Origin of the sequence: Streptomyces sp. NPDC007025 (genome assembly GCF_042869455.1) — a bacterium.
Taxonomy (GTDB): Bacteria; Actinomycetota; Actinomycetes; order Streptomycetales; family Streptomycetaceae; genus Streptomyces.
On sequence record NZ_JBIAFT010000007.1, the window covers coordinates 333,303 to 351,016 of the forward strand.

The 17,714-nt window shown below is 70.8% G+C and carries 14 protein-coding genes and 1 riboswitch; of the genes, 7 read left to right on the forward strand and 7 right to left on the reverse strand.

The window, feature by feature from the left end:
• Window positions 1-85 precede the first annotated feature (85 nt).
• From ACFYMO_RS16460 to ACFYMO_RS16485, 6 genes are all read right to left on the reverse strand, one after another.
• Window positions 86-1,111 (reverse strand): ribonucleotide-diphosphate reductase subunit beta, encoded by a 1,026-nt coding sequence (locus ACFYMO_RS16460; RefSeq protein WP_366774689.1) that lies wholly within the window; start codon window positions 1,109-1,111, stop codon window positions 86-88.
• Window positions 1,111-3,552, reverse strand: coding sequence for a ribonucleoside-diphosphate reductase subunit alpha (locus ACFYMO_RS16465; protein ID WP_388546938.1), 2,442 nt, complete (start codon window positions 3,550-3,552; stop codon window positions 1,111-1,113). The genes ACFYMO_RS16460 and ACFYMO_RS16465 overlap by 1 nt, the downstream gene beginning before the upstream one ends.
• A gap of 160 nt (window positions 3,553-3,712) precedes the next feature.
• A riboswitch (cobalamin riboswitch) is annotated at window positions 3,713-3,848 on the reverse strand.
• 160 nt (window positions 3,849-4,008) lie between these two features.
• Window positions 4,009-4,506, reverse strand: coding sequence for a GNAT family N-acetyltransferase (locus ACFYMO_RS16470; protein WP_366774687.1), 498 nt, complete (start codon window positions 4,504-4,506; stop codon window positions 4,009-4,011).
• 99 nt (window positions 4,507-4,605) lie between these two features.
• The gene (locus ACFYMO_RS16475) at window positions 4,606-4,809 is read right to left on the reverse strand and encodes a YbdD/YjiX family protein (protein ID WP_366774709.1); all 204 of its coding nucleotides are present in this window, start codon (window positions 4,807-4,809) and stop codon (window positions 4,606-4,608) included.
• Between the two features lie 20 nt (window positions 4,810-4,829).
• Window positions 4,830-7,016: a carbon starvation CstA family protein gene (locus tag ACFYMO_RS16480; RefSeq protein ID WP_388546941.1), complete on the reverse strand. Its 2,187-nt coding sequence runs from the start codon at window positions 7,014-7,016 to the stop codon at window positions 4,830-4,832.
• A gap of 252 nt (window positions 7,017-7,268) precedes the next feature.
• Window positions 7,269-8,063 (reverse strand): GntR family transcriptional regulator, encoded by a 795-nt coding sequence (locus tag ACFYMO_RS16485; RefSeq protein WP_019354505.1) that lies wholly within the window; start codon window positions 8,061-8,063, stop codon window positions 7,269-7,271.
• 277 nt (window positions 8,064-8,340) lie between these two features.
• Here ACFYMO_RS16485 and ACFYMO_RS16490 point away from each other — a divergent pair, with 277 nt between their 5' ends.
• The 7 genes from ACFYMO_RS16490 (at window position 8,341) to ACFYMO_RS16520 (ending at window position 16,999) form a co-directional block, all read left to right on the forward strand.
• Window positions 8,341-9,609, forward strand: coding sequence for an extracellular solute-binding protein (locus ACFYMO_RS16490; protein WP_366774707.1), 1,269 nt, complete (start codon window positions 8,341-8,343; stop codon window positions 9,607-9,609).
• Window positions 9,610-9,675: 66 nt separating this feature from the next.
• A complete protein-coding gene (locus tag ACFYMO_RS16495) occupies window positions 9,676-10,698 on the forward strand; it encodes a sugar ABC transporter permease (RefSeq protein ID WP_366774653.1) in 1,023 nt (340 codons plus the stop codon).
• Window positions 10,698-11,528 (forward strand): carbohydrate ABC transporter permease, encoded by an 831-nt coding sequence (locus ACFYMO_RS16500; protein ID WP_366774652.1) that lies wholly within the window; start codon window positions 10,698-10,700, stop codon window positions 11,526-11,528. The genes ACFYMO_RS16495 and ACFYMO_RS16500 overlap by 1 nt, the downstream gene beginning before the upstream one ends.
• A gap of 136 nt (window positions 11,529-11,664) precedes the next feature.
• Window positions 11,665-13,206 carry a glycoside hydrolase family 3 N-terminal domain-containing protein gene (locus ACFYMO_RS16505; RefSeq protein ID WP_366774651.1) on the forward strand — a complete coding sequence of 514 codons (1,542 nt, stop codon included), beginning with the start codon at window positions 11,665-11,667 and terminating at the stop codon, window positions 13,204-13,206.
• Window positions 13,207-13,314: 108 nt separating this feature from the next.
• On the forward strand, window positions 13,315-14,376 hold the full coding sequence (locus ACFYMO_RS16510) for an SIS domain-containing protein (RefSeq protein ID WP_366774650.1): 1,062 nt from the start codon (window positions 13,315-13,317) through the stop codon (window positions 14,374-14,376).
• Window positions 14,377-14,389: 13 nt separating this feature from the next.
• A complete protein-coding gene (locus ACFYMO_RS16515) occupies window positions 14,390-15,040 on the forward strand; it encodes a class II aldolase/adducin family protein (protein ID WP_366774649.1) in 651 nt (216 codons plus the stop codon).
• 489 nt (window positions 15,041-15,529) lie between these two features.
• Entirely contained in the window at window positions 15,530-16,999 is a 1,470-nt protein-coding gene (locus ACFYMO_RS16520; protein ID WP_366774655.1) for a histidine kinase N-terminal domain-containing protein, read from the forward strand.
• 232 nt (window positions 17,000-17,231) lie between these two features.
• Here ACFYMO_RS16520 and ACFYMO_RS16525 read toward each other — a convergent pair whose 3' ends face one another.
• Window positions 17,232-17,495, reverse strand: a complete 264-nt coding sequence (locus ACFYMO_RS16525) for a WhiB family transcriptional regulator (RefSeq protein WP_016469673.1) — start codon at window positions 17,493-17,495, stop codon at window positions 17,232-17,234.
• Window positions 17,496-17,714: the final 219 nt, after the last annotated feature.

A 17,714-nucleotide genomic window follows, 5' to 3' on the forward strand; every position in this document is an offset into this window, starting at 1 on the left:
GAGCGCCCGGGCCGCCGGTGCGGCAGCGGAAACCGGGCGGGAGCCTGGGCCACCTGGCCCCCGCCCGGGGTCTGTGGGGTGTTGCTCAGAACTCGTCGTCGAAGGAGACCGACCCCTCCACCGCCACCTGGTAGGCCGAGGGGCGGCGTTCGAAGAAGTTCGTCAGCTCCTGGACGTTCTGCAGCTCCATGAACGTGAAGGGGTTGCCGGACCCGTAGCGCTCCGGGAAGCCCAGCCGGCGCAGCCGCTGGTCGGCGACCGCCTGGAGGTACTCGCGCATGGAGTCGGTGTTCATCCCCGGCAGGCCGTCCCCGCACAGGTCGCGGGCGAACTGCAGCTCCGCCTCGACGGCCTCCTCCAGCATCGCCGTCACCTGCTTCTCCAGCTCCGCGTCGAAGAGCTCGGGCTCCTCCTGGCGCACGGTGTCCACCACGTCGAACGCGAAGGACATGTGCATCGACTCGTCGCGGAACACCCAGTTGGTCCCGGTGGCCAGCCCGTGCAGCAGTCCGCGCGAGCGGAACCAGTAGACGTAGGCGAACGCGCCGTAGAAGAACAGCCCCTCGATGCAGGCGGCGAAGCAGATCAGATTGAGCAGGAAGCGCCGCCGGTCCTCGCGGGAGGCCAGCTCGCCGATGTTCTCGACGGCGTCCATCCAGCGGAAGCAGAACTGCGCCTTCTCCCGGATGGAGGGGATGTTCTCCACCGCGGCGAAGGCCGCCGCGCGCTCGTCGTGGTCGGGCAGATAGGTGTCCAGCAGTGTCAGATAGAACTGGACGTGCACGGCCTCCTCGAACAGCTGCCGGGACAGATACAGCCGCGCCTCGGGCGAGTTGATGTGCTTGTAGAGCGTCAGCACCAGATTGTTGGCCACGATCGAGTCACCGGTGGCGAAGAACGCCACCAGCCGGCTGATCATGTGCTGTTCGCCCGGGGTGAGCTTGGCCAGGTCGGCGACGTCGGAGTGGAGGTCGACCTCCTCCACGGTCCAGGTGTTCTTGATCGCGTCGCGGTAGCGCTCGTAGAAATGCGGGTAGCGCATCGGGCGCAGCGTCAGTTCGAAACCCGGGTCGAGCAGGTTCTTGGCGGCTGTCGGGTCGCTCGTCGTCATTACTGGCATGCCTCGCAGGACTCGGGGTTTTCCAGGGAGCAGGCGAGGGCCTCGTCGGCCGTCGCGGGGGCGGGGGCGGGGGCGGGGGCGGGCACCGAAGCGGTGGCTCCGGCCGCCTGCGCGATCCGGGTCGCGGGGCGCGACCGCAGGTAGTACGTGGTCTTGATGCCGCGCTTCCAGGCGTAGGCGTACATCGAGCTGAGCTTCCCGATGGTGGGCGAGGACAGGAAGAGGTTCAGCGACTGGCTCTGGTCCAGATACGGGGTACGGGCCGCCGCCATGTCGATCAGCGCCCGCTGCGGGGTCTCCCAGGCCGTCCGGTAGAGCGCGCGGACCTGCGCGGGCACCCACTCCAGCTCCTGCACCGAGCCGTTGGCCTCGCGCAGCGCCTCCCGGGCGCGCGCGTCCCACAGCCCCAGCCGCTTCAGCTCCGCGACCAGATAGGTGTTCACCTGGAGGAACTCGCCGCTGAGCGTCTCGCGCTTGAACAGGTTGGAGACCTGCGGCTCGATGCACTCGTACACCCCCGCGATGGACGCGATGGTGGCCGTCGGAGCGATCGCCAGCAGCAGGGAGTTGCGCATCCCGGTCCGGGAGATCCGTGCCCGCAGCGCCTCCCACCGCTGCGGCCAGGCCCGCTCCCCGGCCGTGGCCGGATAGTGGTCGGGGTGCAGCACGCCGCGCGCCGTGCGGGTCGCCTCCCACGCGGGCAGTGGTCCGTGCCGCTCGGCCAGCTCGGCGGAGGTCTCGTAGGCGGCCAGCATGATGCGCTCGGCGATCCGGGTGGACAGCTCGCGGGCCTCCGGGGAGTCGAAGGGCAGCCCGAGCCGGAAGAAGACGTCCTGCAGGCCCATCACTCCCAGGCCCACCGGCCGCCAGCGGGAGTTGGAGACGGCGGCCTGCCCGGTCGGATAGAAGTTGATGTCCACCACGCGGTCCAGGAACCGCACCGCGGTGCGGACCGTGGCGTCCAGCCGCTTCCAGTCCATCCGGTCCGGCAGCGGGCCGCCGTCCTCCTCGCTCAGGTGCGCGGCCAGGTTCACCGAGCCCAGGTTGCAGACGGCGGTCTCCCCGTCGTCGGTGACCTCCAGGATCTCCGTGCACAGGTTCGAGGAGTGCACGGTGTTGCCCGGTTCCGCGGTCTGGTTGGAGGTGCGGTTCGCGGCGTCCTTGAACGTCATCCAGCCGTTGCCGGTCTGCGCGAGGGTGCGCATCATCGCGCCGTACAGCTGCCGCGCGGGCAGCCGTTTGACCGCGCGCCCCTCGGCCTCGGCGCGGCGGTAGGCGGCGTCGAACTCCTCGCCCCACAGGTCCACCAGCTCCGGCGCCTCGGACGGGGAGAAGAGCGACCACTGTTCGTCCGCCTCGACGCGGCGCATGAACTCGTCCGGGATCCAGTGCGCCAGGTTGAGGTTGTGGGTGCGGCGCGCGTCCTCGCCGGTGTTGTCCCGCAGCTCCAGGAACTCCTCCAGGTCCGCGTGCCAGGTCTCCAGGTAGACGCAGGCTGCCCCCTTGCGGCGGCCGCCCTGGTTGACCGCGGCCACGGACGCGTCCAGCGTGCGCAGGAACGGCACGATGCCGTTCGAGTGGCCGTTGGTGCCCCGGATCAGTGCCCCGCGGGAGCGGATCCGGGAGTACGACAGACCGATGCCGCCCGCGTGCTTGGACAGCCGCGCGACCTGCTGGTAGCGCTCGTAGATCGAGTCCAGTTCGTCCTGGGGGGAGTCGAGCAGATAACAGGAGGACATCTGCGGGTGGCGGGTGCCGGAGTTGAAGAGCGTGGGGGAGGAGGGCAGATAGGCGAGGGAATTGGTGAGCCGGTAGAAGTCGGCCACCTCCGCGAGGGCCTGCGGCGACTCGTCAGCGGCCAGTCCGCAGGCCACCCGGAGCAGGAAGTGCTGCGCCGTCTCGACGGGGCGCCGGGTGATCGGATGCCGCAGCAGATAGCGGGAGTGGACCGTCCGCAGCCCGAAGTACCCGAACCGGTCGTCGGCGCCGTCCTCGACGGCCTCCCGCACCAGCGCGTCCAGCCGGTCGGCGTGCCGGCGGACGAACGCGTGCGTACCGTCGGCGATCAGCCCCTCCGCGTGGCCCAGCGCCACCGCGTCGGAGAACGAGACGACGCCTTCCGCGGCCGCCTCGTCCCGGATCGCGAGGGTCAGCAGCCGGGCCGCCAGCCGGGAGTACGCGGGGTCCTCGCTGATGCGGCCGGCCGCGGACTCGATGGCCAGGGTGCGCAGTTCCACCGCGTCCGCGCCCGGTTGCCTGCCGCGCAGCGCCGCGGCCAGCACCGGAGCCGGGTCCGCGTCCGGGAGGTCGGCGGTGAGCGCGGCGAGGGTCGCGCGCAACGCGGCGGCCGAAGGGTCCTCGCCGGCCTCGCCCCCCGTGGCGGAGCCGGGGGTGACGGGTGCCGGAAGGGTGGGGGCGGTGGTGACGGTCACGCGGTGCTCTCCCTCGCTGCTCACTGGCCGTGGGCAGCGGCACGGAGGGAGAGGCGCGCGCCCGGCCGCCCCGCTCGGGCACCGAGCCCGGTCCCGGGCCCGGAACCCTGTTCAGGGCACGGCGCGCTCCGCCCACCGGTCCAACCCACGAGACCTGGACGTTCATCAGGCTGCCGCCGGCAGGTACTCGGACTCGCGGGCGGGCTCGCGCCGGCCCCTCACCGTTGCGGGACAGTTCCGGATTCGCACCGGATTCCCCTGCGTCGAGGGCGACAGCCGTGAGACACCATACATCTTGTGCTCGGCCTAAGCAGGCACCCCATATCTTGTGCCGTCCTGGGTCGTGTCGGGAACCGGCGCCAGCCCCCCCGCAGCGCCCCCGGCGCGGCGCGGGGTGCGGGCACGGAGACCGGTCACCCGGGCCGGGCGCGGCGCGTGGCCCGGGCGGGGAAGCGTTCACAGGCGCAGCGCGTAGGCCCACAGGGTGACGCCCGGGACCGGGCTCCAGTCCCGCTCGGGGTCCCGGCGGAACCCGAGGCGCCGGTAGAGGCGGTGGGCGGCATGCATGGTCGGCTGGGTCGAGAGCACCAGCCCCGAGAGCCCCAGCGCGCGGGCCCGGTCCGAGCAGGCCGTCACCAGCGCCTCCCCGACCCCGCGTCCGCGTGCCGACTCGCGCACTCCCAGCATCCGGAACTCGCCCTCGTCCTGGCGCGCCCGCTCCGCGAAGGGCCCGCCGCGGCCGACGAAGGTGACGGTGCCCAGCAGTTCGCCCTGGTCCTCCTCGGCCACGAGCAGCTCCGCGTGGCCGGCGCGGCCCGCAGCGTCCCGCAGGGTCTCCAGATACGGGTCGGCCTCGCCGAGGTCCAGCAGCCCGCCGCTCAGATAGGCCCGGGCGACCAACTCGCCGAGTTCCGGGTATTCCGCGGGCCTGGCCGTTCTCACCGTGATGTCCATGCCGTCATCATCCGCCACACCACCGACAGCGCGGCCCGCCGAGGAAGGCGCCGCCGGGACGGTCGGCGGCGCGGTGCGACCGCACCCGCGGGCGGGTACTCAGCAGCAGCGGAAGCCCTCGCGCGGGTCGCCCTCGCGGGCGTCGGTGCGGCGCCGCTCGAACTCCCTCCTGCTGGGGACCTCCGCGTCCGGGCCCTGGTGCCGGCGCACATGGGCCACATACCGGTCGTAGGCGCTCTCGTCGGTCAGCTCGCGCACATACCAGCGCACCCAGCGTCCGGCACGCAGCACCGGGCGCACCATCCGGTCGGCGGCTGCCCCGCTCACCGGGAGTCCCCGTCCGCTCCGCCGCCGGACGGCCCGGCTGCCGCCGCTTCGGCCAGCTCGGTCTTCTCCTCCTTGGTGGCGATCAGTCCGGCGGGCGCCGTCAGCGTCGACTTCCGATAGGGCGCCTCGTGCATCCGGGTGCCCTCCGGGTCGCGCACCGCGCGCACGCAGGTGCGGGCCGCGTCGGCGAGGACGACGATGACCAGCAGCGCGAAGAGCGCCGAGAGGACCCCGTCCACGGTCGAGTTGGTGACCACCGTGTGCATGTCGTCCATGCTCTTGGCGGGGGCGATGACCTTCCCCTGGTCGATGGCCTCCTGGTAGTCGGCGCGCTGCTGGAAGAAACCGATCTTCGGGTCGGTGGAGAAGACCTTCTGCCAACTGGCCGTCAGTGTGACGACGGCGTCCCACGCCAGCGGTACGGCCGTCACCCACGCCCACTTCAGCCGTCCGGACTTGACCAGCAGCGTGGTGCAGACCGCCAGGGCGACGGCGGCCAGCAGCTGGTTGGCGATCCCGAAGAGCGGGAAGAGCTGGTTGATCCCGCCGAGCGGCTCGTGGACGCCCACCCACAGGAAGTAGCCCCACAGCGCCACGATGACGCCGCTGGACAGCAGCAGGCCCGGCCACCAGCTCACCCGGCGGAAGGGCTTGTAGACGTTGCCGAGCATGTCCTGGAGCATGAACCGGCCCACCCGGGTGCCGGCGTCCAGGGCGGTCAGGATGAACAACGCCTCGAACATGATGGCGAAGTGGTACCAGAACGCCTTCATCCCGGAGCCGCCCACGACCTCCGAGAAGATGGTGGACACCCCGATCGCCAGGGTGGGCGCGCCGCCCGTCCGGGAGAGCAGCGACTGCTCCTCGACGGCCTTCGCGGCGGCGGCCAGCTGGTCGGGGGAGATGCTGTACCCGAAGCTGCGCACCGCCTCGGAGGCGGCCTGCACATTGTCGCCGATGACGCCGGCGGGCGCGTTCATCGCGAAGTAGAGGCCCGGGTCGATGATGCTGGCGGCGACCATCGCCATGATGGCGACGAACGACTCCATCAGCATGGAGCCGTAGCCGATCATCCGGATCTGGGTCTCCTTCTGGATCATCTTCGGCGTGGTGCCCGAGGAGATCAGCGCGTGGAAGCCGGACAGGGCGCCGCAGGCGATGGTGATGAAGACGAACGGGAAGAGTGAACCGGCGAACACCGGCCCGTCGCCCACCCCCGCGAAGTCGGTGATGCCCGCCATCTTCAGCGTCGGCAGCGTCACCACCACACCGACGGCCAGCAGCCCGATGGTGCCGATCTTCATGAACGTCGACAGGTAGTCGCGCGGCGCCAGCAGCATCCACACCGGCAGGATGGAGGCGATGAAGCTGTAGACCAGGATCCAGACGACCAGGGTGCCCGGCTCCAGGGTGAAGGTGTCGGCCCAGGAGGACTCGGCGACCCACCGTCCGGCCACCAGGGCGAACAGCAGCAGCGCGATGCCGATCAGCGAGACCTCGGTGACCCGGCCGGGGCGCAGCACCCGCAGATAGAACCCCATGAACAGCGCGATCGGGATCGTCATACCGATCGAGAAGGTGCCCCAGGGCGACTCGGCCAGCGCGTTGACGACGACCAGCGCCAGCACCGCCAGCAGAATGATCATGATGGCGAGAACGGCGAGCAGCGCCGCCGCGCCGCCGACCGGGCCGATCTCCTCGCGCGCCATCTGCCCCAGCGACTTGCCGTCCCGCCGCATGGAGAAGAAGAGCGTCACCATGTCCTGGACGGCGCCGGCCAGGATCACGCCGACGACGATCCAGATGGTGCCCGGCAGATATCCCATCTGGGCCGCCAGCACCGGGCCGACCAGCGGTCCGGCGCCCGCGATCGCGGCGAAGTGGTGGCCGAGCAGCACGCGCCGGTCGGTGGGGTGGAAGTCGATGCCGTTGTCGAGCCGCTCGGCGGGTGTGGCCCGCGTCTTGTCGACGCGCAGCACCCGGGTGGTGATGAAGCGCGCGTAGAAGCGGTAGCCGATGGCGTAGGAGCCGAGTGCGGCCGCCACCATCCACGCGGCGGAGACTTCTTCGCCGCGGGCGAGAGCGAGCATGGCCCAGCCTGCCGCGCCGATCAGCGCGACGGCTGTCCAGACGGCTATGGAGCGTGGACCGAGCTTGCCGGCCGGCTGTGCAGTGCTGGGCACGCGCGTCCCTCCTCGACCTCACCTGCGCACCATTCGAGGTGGCGCGCCTACCACGGCAGGCCGACCGTAGAACACCGATTTGATCAGCGCCATACCTCGGGAGGGGGAACCGCGATCCGCGGCGCGGAAGGGGAACCCGCGGCGCGGTCCCGCTGGTTGCGGTGGCCGGTGGCCGGTGGCCGGTGGCCGGTGGCCGGTGGCCGGTGGCCGGTGGCCGGTGGCCGGTGGCCGGTGGCCGGTGGGGCGGCGGAGTCAGGCCGTGGGGCGCTGGAGGTTGGCCACGAACTTGTAGCGGTCGCCGCGGTAGACCGACCGCACCCACTCCACGGGCTCCCCGGCGGTGTCCCGGGAGTGCCGCGAGAGCATCAGCATCGGCAGTCCGACGTCGGTGCCCAGCAGCCCGGCCTCGCGCGGGGTGGCCAGTGAGGTCTCGATGGTCTCCTCGGCCTCCGCCAGGTGGATGTCGTAGACCTCGGCGAGTGCGGTGTAGAGCGAGGAGTACTTGACCAGGCTGCGGCGCAGTGCGGGGAACCGCTTCTGGGACAGGTGGGTGGTCTCGATCGCCATGGGTTCGCCGCTGGCCAGCCGGAGCCGCTCGATGCGCAGGACGCGTCCGCCCGCGGGGATGTCCAGCAGCACGGCGAGCCGGTCGTCGGCGGTGACGTAGCCGATGTCCAGCAGCTGCGAGGTGGGTTCGAGTCCCTGGGCCCGCATGTCCTCGGTGTAGGAGGTGAGTTGCAGCGCCTGCGAGACCTTGGGCTTGGCGACGAAGGTGCCCTTGCCCTGGATGCGCTCCAGGCGCCCCTCGACGACGAGTTCCTGGAGCGCCTGCCGCACCGTGGTGCGCGAGGTGTCGAACTCGCTGGCCAGCGTCCGCTCGGGCGGTACCGGGGTGCCCGGCGGCAGGGTCTCGGTCATCTCCAGCAGGTGCCGCTTCAGCCGGTAGTACTTTGGCACGCGCGCGGTGCGGGCCGCCGATCCGTTGCCGCCCGCGGACCCGGTGTCCGCCGCGGCCGGCGCGACCGCGCCGCCCCCGTCCGTGCTCATGGCCCGCCTTCCCGACTCCTGTGGTGCTGCCGTCACCGGCTTCCTCCGTGTTGCGTAGCGGCTCACATCGTGGCACGGCCCCGGTCCGGGCGGGCGTCCCAGCTCAGATGTCGTTCCGATAACGGAACCGACAGCGAGCTTTATACACCGTTGACACCCCTAAAGGTCTAGGCCAAGCTCTCTTCATCTCATTGGTCTAAACCAACTCCGTCCGGAAGCCACTCCGGATTTGCGGTGCGGAGCGTTCCAGTGTGCAGGGGAGAATGCTGTGGTACGCATACATAGGGGCCTCATTGCCGCGGCCGGTGTCGCGGCGCTGATGGTGAACGTCGCGGCCTGCGGGTCGGACGGCGACAAGAAGGACGGCCCCGAGAGCTTCAAGGGCCAGACCCTGACCCTCTGGGCGATGGACGGCTCCACGCCCGATCAGTGGACCAAGGACGTCAAGGCGGCCTTCGAGAAGAAGACCGGTGCCAAGCTGAAGCTGGAAGTCCAGCAGTGGAACGGCATCCAGCAGAAGATCACCACCGCCCTCTCCGAGTCCGACCCGCCGGACGTGATCGAGGTCGGCAACACCCAGACCCCGGCGTACGCGCGCACCGGCGGACTGGCCGATCTCAGCGACCTGAAGAAGGGGTTGGGCAAGGACTGGACGCCCTCCCTCAACAAGTCCGCGGTCTACGACGGAAAGCAGTACGCGGCACCCTGGTTCGCCGTCAACCGCACCGTCATCTACAACAAGAAGATCTGGTCCGAGGCGGGCATCAAGGGCACGCCCGAGACCCGCCAGGAATTCTTCGACGCGCTCGAGAAAATCGGCAAGAAGACCGACGCCGAGCCCCTCTACATGCCCGGCCAGAACTGGTACTTCCTGGACGGCCTGCTCATCGGCCAGGACGCCGACCTGGTGAAGAAGAAGGGCGGCAAGTGGGTCTCCAACCTCGCCGACCCCAAGGTCGGCAAGGCCATGGACATCTACAAGAAGTACGCCTCCTACTCCGAGGCGCCCAAGGACAAGGACGAGGCCACCCCCCAGCAGGCCGAGGTCTTCGCCAAGGGCAAGACCGGCGCCTTCATCGGACTGAGCTGGGAGGCGGCCACCGCGATCAAGGCCAACAAGAAGATCGAGAAGGACATCGGCTACTTCACCATCCCGGGTGAGACCGCCGACGAGCCCGAGGGCGTCTTCCTCGGCGGTTCGAACCTCGCCGTCGCGGCCGGCAGCGAGAAGCAGGAGCTCGCCAAGGAGTTCCTGAAGATCGCGCTGTCCGACAAGTACGAGGGTGAGCTCGCCAAGGAGGGCGGGGTCATCCCCAACAAGTCCGCGCTGCAGAGCAATCTGAAGGGCAACCCCGCCGCCGAGGCCGCCGCGCCCGCGGTCGAGGGCGGCGGCCTGACGCCGCTCATCCCCGAGTGGGGTGCCGTGGAGAACCCGCCCAACCCGATCAAGACCTATATGACGTCGGTCCTGAAGGGGAAGTCGCACGCCGACGCCGCCAAGGCCGTCGAGGGCGAGATGAACAAGAGGCTGTCGCAGAAGCAGTGACCCGTTCGCCAGGGCGGGGGTGGGGGCGGTGCCTGGCACCGCCCCCACAACCGGGTGGGAGTTTGAATGTCTGTGAAAACCGATGAGGCGGCGCCTCCTCGTGGCAGGACGCCCGTCAGGACGGTGGAGGTGTCCGGCCCGCCGCCGCGCGCCGGCCGGCTCACCAGGAAGGGCACACTGCCCTACCTCCTGCTGCTGCCCGCCCTCGGGCTGACCGCGGTCTTCCTCGGATATCCGCTGGTCACCAACGGCATGTTGTCGTTCCAGAACCTCAACATGACGCAGCTGATCCAGCACGTCACCGAGTGGAACGGGTTCGAGAACTACGCCGACGCGCTCGGGAACGACACGTTCTGGCGGGTCACCCTGCGGTCGGTGATCTTCACCCTCGTCAACGTCGTCGTGATCATCGTGGTCGGCACCCTCGTCGGACTGCTGCTCGCGCGGCTCGGGTCCAAGATGCGGCTGCTGCTCTCGATCGCTCTGGTGCTGGCCTGGGCGATGCCGATCATCGCCGCCACGACCGTCTACCAGTGGCTGTTCGCCCAGCGGTTCGGTGTCGTCAACTGGGTGCTGGCCAAGCTCGGCTTCGACTCGATGGCCGACTACAACTGGACGGGCACCCAGCTTTCCACGTTCTTCGTCATCTCGCTGCTGCTGGTGTGGACATCCGTCCCGTTCGTCGCGATCAACCTCTACGCCGCGACGACGACCATCGCCAAGGAGCTGTACGAGGCCGCGGCGCTGGACGGCGCGGGAGCCTGGCAGAGCTTCAAGAACGTCACCTTCCCGTTCCTCAAGCCGTTCCTGATGGTCGCGACGTTCCTCGAAGTCATCTGGATCTTCAAGGCGTTCCCGCACGTGTTCGCCATCAACCAGGGCGGTCCCGACCGGCTCACCGAGACGCTGCCGGTGTACGCGTTCGTGGAGGGCGTCGGCAACCAGCACTACGGAGCCGGTGCGGCGATCTCCGTCCTGACGATCCTGATTCTGCTGGCCCTGATGTCCTACTACCTGCGGCTGGTGATCCGGCAGGAGAGCGCGGACGAGGCCGAGGGTTCCGAGAAGAGCAAGGGGGGCAGGGCCTGATGCGACGGTCACTGCTGGGCCGGATATGGCCGAACGCGACCGCACTGCTGCTGTTCGTGGCGTTCGCTTTTCCCGTGTACTGGATGTTCAACACGGCGTTCAAACCGAACGGGCAGATCATCAGCGAGGACCCGGTCTGGTTCCCCACCTCGCCGACCTTCGAGCACTTCAGCACGGCGGTCAACGCCGAGAACTTCTGGACGCTGGTCCGCAACTCCGTCACCGTCACGGTGCTGGCCGTCGGATTCTCGCTGCTCGTGGCGCTCTTCGCCTCGTTCGCGCTCGCCCGGATGCGGTTCAAGGGCCGCAAGGGCATCCTGCTGACCTTCATGGTCGCCCAGATGGCGCCCTGGGAGGTCATGGTCATCGCGATCTACATGATCGTGCGCGACGCCGAGATGCTGAACAGTCTGGTGCCGCTCACGCTCTTCTACACCGTCATGGTGCTGCCGCTGACGATCATCACCCTGCGCGGCTACGTCGCCGCCGTGCCCAAGGACCTGGAGGAGTCGGCCATGGTCGACGGCTGCACCCGGCTCCAGGCGTTCCGCCGGGTGATCTTCCCGCTGCTGGCCCCGGGCCTGATGGCCACCTCGCTGTTCGGATTCATCACGGCGTGGAACGAGTTCCCCCTGGTGCTCATCCTCAACAAGGACGACGAGGCGCAGACGCTCCCGCTGTGGCTGTCGAAGTTCCAGACGGCCTTCGGCGACGACTGGGGTGCCACGATGGCGGCAGCCTCCCTCTTCGCCGTGCCGATCCTGCTGCTCTTCCTCTACCTCCAGCGCAAGGCCGTCGCCGGCCTGGCCTCCGGCGCGGTCAAGGGATAGGCCGAGGAACGACGGGACACAGGGAGACCGGGGCCCTGGCAGAAGGGCCCAGGGACACAGGGAAAACAGGGAAAACTGTGCGACACCGCCGCCCGGCCCCACGGCACAGCAGTGAAGTGAAGGGACACCGCGCCGCATGACCACCTCACTCCGAGCCTCCGACACCCTCACCCGCGACGCCCTCGCCGTCCTCCAGCCGGGCTTCGCCGGAACCTCCGCACCCGCCTGGCTGCTGCGGCACCTGGAGGAGGGCCTCGCCTCGGTCGGCCTGTTCGGGCGGAACATCGAGTCCGCCCAGCAACTCGCCCTGCTCACCGAACAGCTCCGTGACGTCCGCCCGGACCTGCTGGTCGCCATCGACGAGGAGGGCGGCGACGTCACCCGGCTGGAGGTGCGTACCGGCTCCTCCTACCCCGGCAACCTCGCCCTCGGCCGCGTCGACGACCCCGACCTGACCCGGGCGGTGGCCTTCGAACTGGGCAGCAGGCTCGCCGCGGCCGGCGTCAACCTCAACTGGGCGCCCTCCGGCGACGTCAACTCCAACCCGGACAACCCCGTCATCGGTGTGCGCTCCTTCGGCGGCGACCCGCAGCTCGTCGCCCGGCACACCGTCGCCTACGTCGAGGGCCTCCAGGCGGCCGGGGTCGCCGCCTGCGTCAAGCACTTCCCCGGGCACGGGGACACCGCCGTCGACTCGCACCACGACATGCCCCGCATCGACGCCGACCTGGAGACCCTCCGGGCCCGCGAGCTCGTCCCCTTCGCCGCGGCGGTCGAGGCGGGCAGCAAGTGCGTGATGAGCGCCCATATCCTGCTCCCGGCGCTGGACGCCGCGCGCCCCGGCACCCTCAGCCCCGCGGCGCTGACCGGGCTGCTGCGGGCCCCCCGCGACCAGGGCGGCCTGGGCCACCAGGGGCTCATCGTCACCGATGGAATGGAGATGCGGGCCATCTCCGCGACCTACGGCCTCGAACGCGGCAGCGTCCTCGCGCTCGCCGCCGGGGCCGACGCCATCTGCGTCGGTGGCGGACTGGCCGGCGAGGACACCGTGCTGGGGCTCCGCGACGCGCTGGTGCGCGCGGTGCGCGACGGCGAGCTGGCCGAGGAGCGGCTCGCCGACGCCGCGGCACGGGTGCGCGGCCTGGCCGCGTGGGCGCGGGGGGTGCGGCGGTCGGGCACGGGGGGTCCGGCCGACCCCGCCCTCCGCGCGGACCCGTCCGGTGCCGAGGCGGGCATCGGGCTGGAGGCGGCGCGGCGCGCGCTGGTGGTGACCGGACTGGAGGGCCACCGCAGCCCGGCCGGGCCGCTGTACGTCGCGGCCCTCACCTCGGTGGCCAACATCGCGGTCGGCGACGAGACCCCCTGGGGTCCCGCCGCCGAGCTGGAGCGGATGGTGCCGGGCACCCGGACGGGCACCTACCGGGCCGCCGACGGGGACGTCGGCGCCGCGGTGCTCGCCGACGCGGGGGAGCGGCCCGTCGTCGTGGTCGTCCGGGACCTGCACCGACACCCGTGGATGGCGGAGGCGGTGGCGCGGCTCGTCGCCGCCCGCGAGGAGACCGTGGTGGTCGAGATGGGCCTGCCCCAGGCGCCGCCACAGGGCGCGCTGCACATCGCCACGCACGGCGCGGCCCGGGTCTGCGGACGGGCGGCGGCCGAGGTCATCGCCCGGGGCTGAGACCCGGGGCTGAGACCCGGGGCTGACCCGGGGCAAAACGTGCCCAACCGCCACGCCGTAGGATCGAACCGCGACCGCACGCGAACATCACCCCTGGGAGGGACCCGCATGTCCTCGAACGCCCCGTCCGAGCCGGGCACCGTCATGTCCGGTGAGATGGCCGAGCAGCCGGCCGTGCTGCGCCGCATCCTGGACGAGGGCGCTCCCGCCATCCGCGAGGTGGCCGAGCGGATCGCCGCGAAGAACCCCCGCTTCGTCCTGCTGACGGCGCGGGGCACCTCGGACAACGCCGCGCTGTACGCGAAGTATCTGCTGGAGATCCAGCTCGGCAAACCGTGCGGGCTGACCTCCATGTCGACGACGACCGCGTACGGCGCGCGCCCCGACCTCACCGACTGCCTGGTGATCACCATCAGCCAGTCCGGCGGCAGCCCGGACCTGGTGGCCTCCACGGAGGCGGCCCGGGAAGCGGGCGCGATCACGCTCGCCGTCACCAACAACGCCGACTCGCCGCTCGCACGGGTGAGCGAGTTCCACATCGACGTGCTGGCCGGCCCGGAGAAGGCGCTGCCCGCCACCAAGACCTACACGGCCGAGCTGCTGGCGCTCTACCTGTTCGTGGACGGCCTGCGCGGCGGCGCGGGTACCGAGGCCGCCAAGGCGCTGCCCGAGCTCGCCGAGGCGGTGCTGGAGCGCAGGGGCGAGGTCAAGGCGCTGGCGGCGCGCTACCGGTTCGCCGAACGCATGGTGCTCACCTCGCGCGGCTACGGCTACCCGACGGCGAAGGAAGCCGCGCTGAAGCTCATGGAGACCAGCTACATCCCGGCCCTCTCCTACTCCGGCGCCGACCTGCTGCACGGCCCGCTGGCGATGGTGGACAACATCTCGCCGGTGATCGCCGTGGTCGCCGACGGCAAGGGCGGCGAGGCCCTGCAGCCGGTGCTGGAGCGGCTCCGCGACCGGGGAGCCGACCTGGTGGTCATCGGCCGCCGCGAGGAGGTGGAGCGGGCGTCGGCCGGCTTCGCGCTGCCCACCGAGGGGCTCCCCGAGGAGCTGCAGCCGCTGATCCAGATCCTGCCCCTGCAGATGCTCGCCTACGAGGTCACCATGGCGCGGGGCCAGGACCCGGACGCGCCCCGCTCCCTCGCCAAGGTCACCGAGACCCGCTGAACGGGGGCGTGGCATGGCGCAGCCGTCCATGAAGCAGGCGACCACTGCCGACGGCCTGGTGGAGCAGCTCATCGACGTCGGGGCGACCGCCGTGCGCCGGGGCTTCGTCCTGGCCAGCGGCGGCAATCTGTCGGCCCGGCTGCCCGGTTCCGAGGACTTCGTGGTCACGGGCGCGGGCACCTGGCTGGACCGGCTGGTGCCGGAGGACTTCACCGTCATGAACCTGGCGGGCGAGATCGTCGCCGGCAACCCGCAGCCCTCCAGCGAGTGGAAGCTCCACCAGCGCACCTACCGGGTGCGCGAGGACGTCAACGCGATCGTCCACATGCACCCGCAGCACGCCGTGCTGGTCGACGCGCTCGGCCACGAGATCCGGCTGCTGACCCTGGACCACGCGGTGTACGTGCGGTCCGTCGGCCGTACCGGCTTCTTCCCGAACGGTTCGGACGAACTGGCCGACACCGCCGCCGAGCAGGCCAAGGAGCACAACTGCGTGCTGCTGGCGCACCACGGCTGCTCGGCGCTGGGGGAGAACGTCGGGATGGCCTTCCGGCGGGCGATGAACCTGGAGGAGGCGGCCACGGCCACCTACCGCGCGCTGCTGCTGGGGGACCGCACGACACGCTTCCCGGTACCGGCGGACGAGGCGATCCGGCACGCCTGAGCTGCGCCCGGAAGGCGCGGGATTCCCCTTCCGCGGCTTCCGGGGTGCCTCCGGGTCCTTTCGGGATCCCGGGGCCCGGTGGGAGGCCGCAGCGGCCTGGAGGGTCCCGGCGACCGGAGCCCGCCGATGCTCCGGACACGGAAAGACCGGGGAGCGGCCGGAACGTGCCGCGGGCCCGGAACGCACTACGGGCCGCGGCGCCGGTACGGGACCCTCAACCCGTCCGGCACCGCAGCCCGGAGCTGCAAGGCCCCGGCGCTGTCAGGGCAGAGAGCGCCGCGGACCTCGATCCGCCCTCCTGTGCGGGGAGGACAGAAGTTCTTCCGGAAGGATTCTGGACTAGACCACGGCTGTCTGTCTACGGATCGCGCGTTTCCGCCGTCCCGCGGCACCCGCTCAGGTCCGCCGGGCGCCGGGCGGGAACCCGGCCGGGGTCGGGTGGCGTCGGCCTGCGCGGTGGCCTGCCGTACCCTCGGCCCCGTGCCCTCCATGAACGACCTCGTACGCCAGCACACCGCCCTCTCCGCCGTGGAGCTGGAGTGGCTGCACCTGCTGGTCTCCGAGTGGCAGCTCCTCGCCGACCTCTCCTTCGCCGACCTCGTGCTGTGGGTGCCGACCCTGGACGGCACCCGCTACGTCTCGGTCGCCCAGATGCGCCCGAACACCGGTCCCACCTCGCACCAGGACGACATGGTCGGCCATCTGGTGCCCCGGGGGCGCCGGCCGCTGCTGGACGCGGCGCTGGACGAGGGCCGGATCGTGCGGGAGGGGGACCCGGAGTGGCGCGAGGAGGTGCCGGTGCGGGTCGAGTCCATCCCGGTCCGCCGCGAGGGCCGGGTCCTGGGGGTCATCGCGCGCAACACCAATCTGCTGACGGTCCGCACCCCCAGCAGGCTGGAGCTGACCTATCTGCAGAGCGCCTCCGACCTCGCACAGATGATCGCGGCGGGCAGCTTCCCGTTCCCCGGGCACGAGGTGGACATGGACCATGTCCCGCGCGTGGGGGACGGCCTGATCCGGCTGGACGCCGACGGCCATGTGCAGTACGCCTCCCCGAACGCGCTGTCCGCCTACCACCGGCTGGGACTCGCCGCCGACCTGGTCGGGCTGCACCTGGGCGAGGCCACCGCGGAACTGGCTCCCGCCCGCGGGGCGGTTGATGAGGCCATGGTCAAGCTGGCCAGCGGCTGGGCGCCCCGTGGAGCCGAGGTGGAGGCCAACGACTGCATCGTGCAACTGCGCGCCATCCCGCTCAAGCCCAAGGGAACCCGGATCGGTTCGCTCATCCTGCTGCGGGACATCACGGAAGTGCGCCGCCGCGAACGCGAGTTGATCACCAAGGACGCCACCATCCGGGAGATCCACCACCGGGTGAAGAACAACCTCCAGACGGTGGCCGCGCTGCTGCGCCTGCAGGCCCGCAGGATGGACTCGGAACAGGGCAAGGAGGCGCTCGGCGAGGCGGTGCGGCGGGTCGGCTCGATCGCCATCGTGCACGAGACGCTGTCCCAGAACCTGGACGAGCGGGTGGACTTCGACGAGATCGCCGACCGGGTGCTCGCGATGGTGGCGGAGATCTCACCCGGCCGGATCACCGGACGCCGGACGGGGCGCTTCGGGATCCTCGGCGCCGAGGTCGCCACGCCGCTGTCCATGGTGCTCACCGAGGTCCTGCAGAACGCCATCGAGCACGGGTTCGGCGCCGAGGAGCAGGGCGCCGTCGAGGTACACGCCGTGCGCGGCGCGGCCACCGGGAAGGACGGGGCGCGGCTGCTGGTCACGGTGCAGGACAACGGCCGCGGTCTGCCCGCGGACTTCGATCCCAGGATCGGCGGCAACCTCGGGCTGCAGATCGTCCGGACACTGGTGGAGGGGGAGTTGGGCGGCACGTTCGACATGCTCCCGGGCAGCACGGGCGGCACCCGGGTGCTGTTCGACCTCCCGGTGGCCGCGGGCTAGCGTCCCGGAGCCGGTCCGGCGGCGTCCCGGAGCCGTTCGGCGGGGAGTGCGACAAAGCGCCGAGCCCCCCGGTCCCTGGGCGAGGACGGGGGGCTCGGCGCTTCACGCTCTGCTTCGAGCTTCACGCTCTGCTTTGAGTTGTGCGGGCGCTCCGCGTGCTGCTGGGCGCTCCGAGGGCACTGTGCGCGCTGCGTCTCGGGCTGCCGCTGGTGCAGGGCTGGTGTCAGGCGTGTCAGGCGGTCGCGGCGTTGTTCCGCGCCCGGTTGCGGGCGGCACGGCGCTTCATCGCGCGGCGCTCGTCCTCGCTCAGACCACCCCAGACACCGGAGTCCTGACCCGACTCCAGAGCCCACTGCAGGCACTGCTCCATGACGGGGCAGCGGCGGCAGACAGCCTTGGCTTCCTCGATCTGCAGCAGCGCGGGACCGGTGTTGCCGATGGGGAAGAACAGCTCGGGGTCTTCCTCGCGGCAAACGGCGTGGTGACGCCAGTCCATGGCTGCTACCTCTCCTCGTGTGTGGCTTGCTTGTGAATGTGAACGCTTTCACGAATCCCTTGACGGGGGAAGTGGGGCCTCACAAATGTGATGCGGGTCCCACTGAAGTCAAAGAAGGGGATTCCGGCTCTCAAGGGGGCCCTGATGGCGGGGCCGTCCCGATCGCCATGAAGAGACTCGCAAACCTCGGCGGCGGATACAACCCCTTCCGGAAACTTT

Coding starts and splice junctions, on each gene's coding strand:
- ACFYMO_RS16460 (WP_366774689.1), bottom strand. CDS start 1,111: ATGACGACGAGCGACCCGACAGCCGCCAAGAACCTGCTCGACCCGGGT.
- ACFYMO_RS16505 (WP_366774651.1), top strand. CDS start 11,665: ATGACCACCTCACTCCGAGCCTCCGACACCCTCACCCGCGACGCCCTC.
- ACFYMO_RS16510 (WP_366774650.1), top strand. CDS start 13,315: ATGTCCTCGAACGCCCCGTCCGAGCCGGGCACCGTCATGTCCGGTGAG.
- ACFYMO_RS16515 (WP_366774649.1), top strand. CDS start 14,390: ATGGCGCAGCCGTCCATGAAGCAGGCGACCACTGCCGACGGCCTGGTG.
- ACFYMO_RS16485 (WP_019354505.1), bottom strand. CDS start 8,063: ATGAGCACGGACGGGGGCGGCGCGGTCGCGCCGGCCGCGGCGGACACC.
- ACFYMO_RS16495 (WP_366774653.1), top strand. CDS start 9,676: ATGTCTGTGAAAACCGATGAGGCGGCGCCTCCTCGTGGCAGGACGCCC.
- ACFYMO_RS16525 (WP_016469673.1), bottom strand. CDS start 17,495: ATGGACTGGCGTCACCACGCCGTTTGCCGCGAGGAAGACCCCGAGCTG.
- ACFYMO_RS16475 (WP_366774709.1), bottom strand. CDS start 4,809: ATGGTGCGCCCGGTGCTGCGTGCCGGACGCTGGGTGCGCTGGTATGTG.
- ACFYMO_RS16470 (WP_366774687.1), bottom strand. CDS start 4,506: ATGGACATCACGGTGAGAACGGCCAGGCCCGCGGAATACCCGGAACTC.
- ACFYMO_RS16520 (WP_366774655.1), top strand. CDS start 15,530: ATGAACGACCTCGTACGCCAGCACACCGCCCTCTCCGCCGTGGAGCTG.
- ACFYMO_RS16500 (WP_366774652.1), top strand. CDS start 10,698: ATGCGACGGTCACTGCTGGGCCGGATATGGCCGAACGCGACCGCACTG.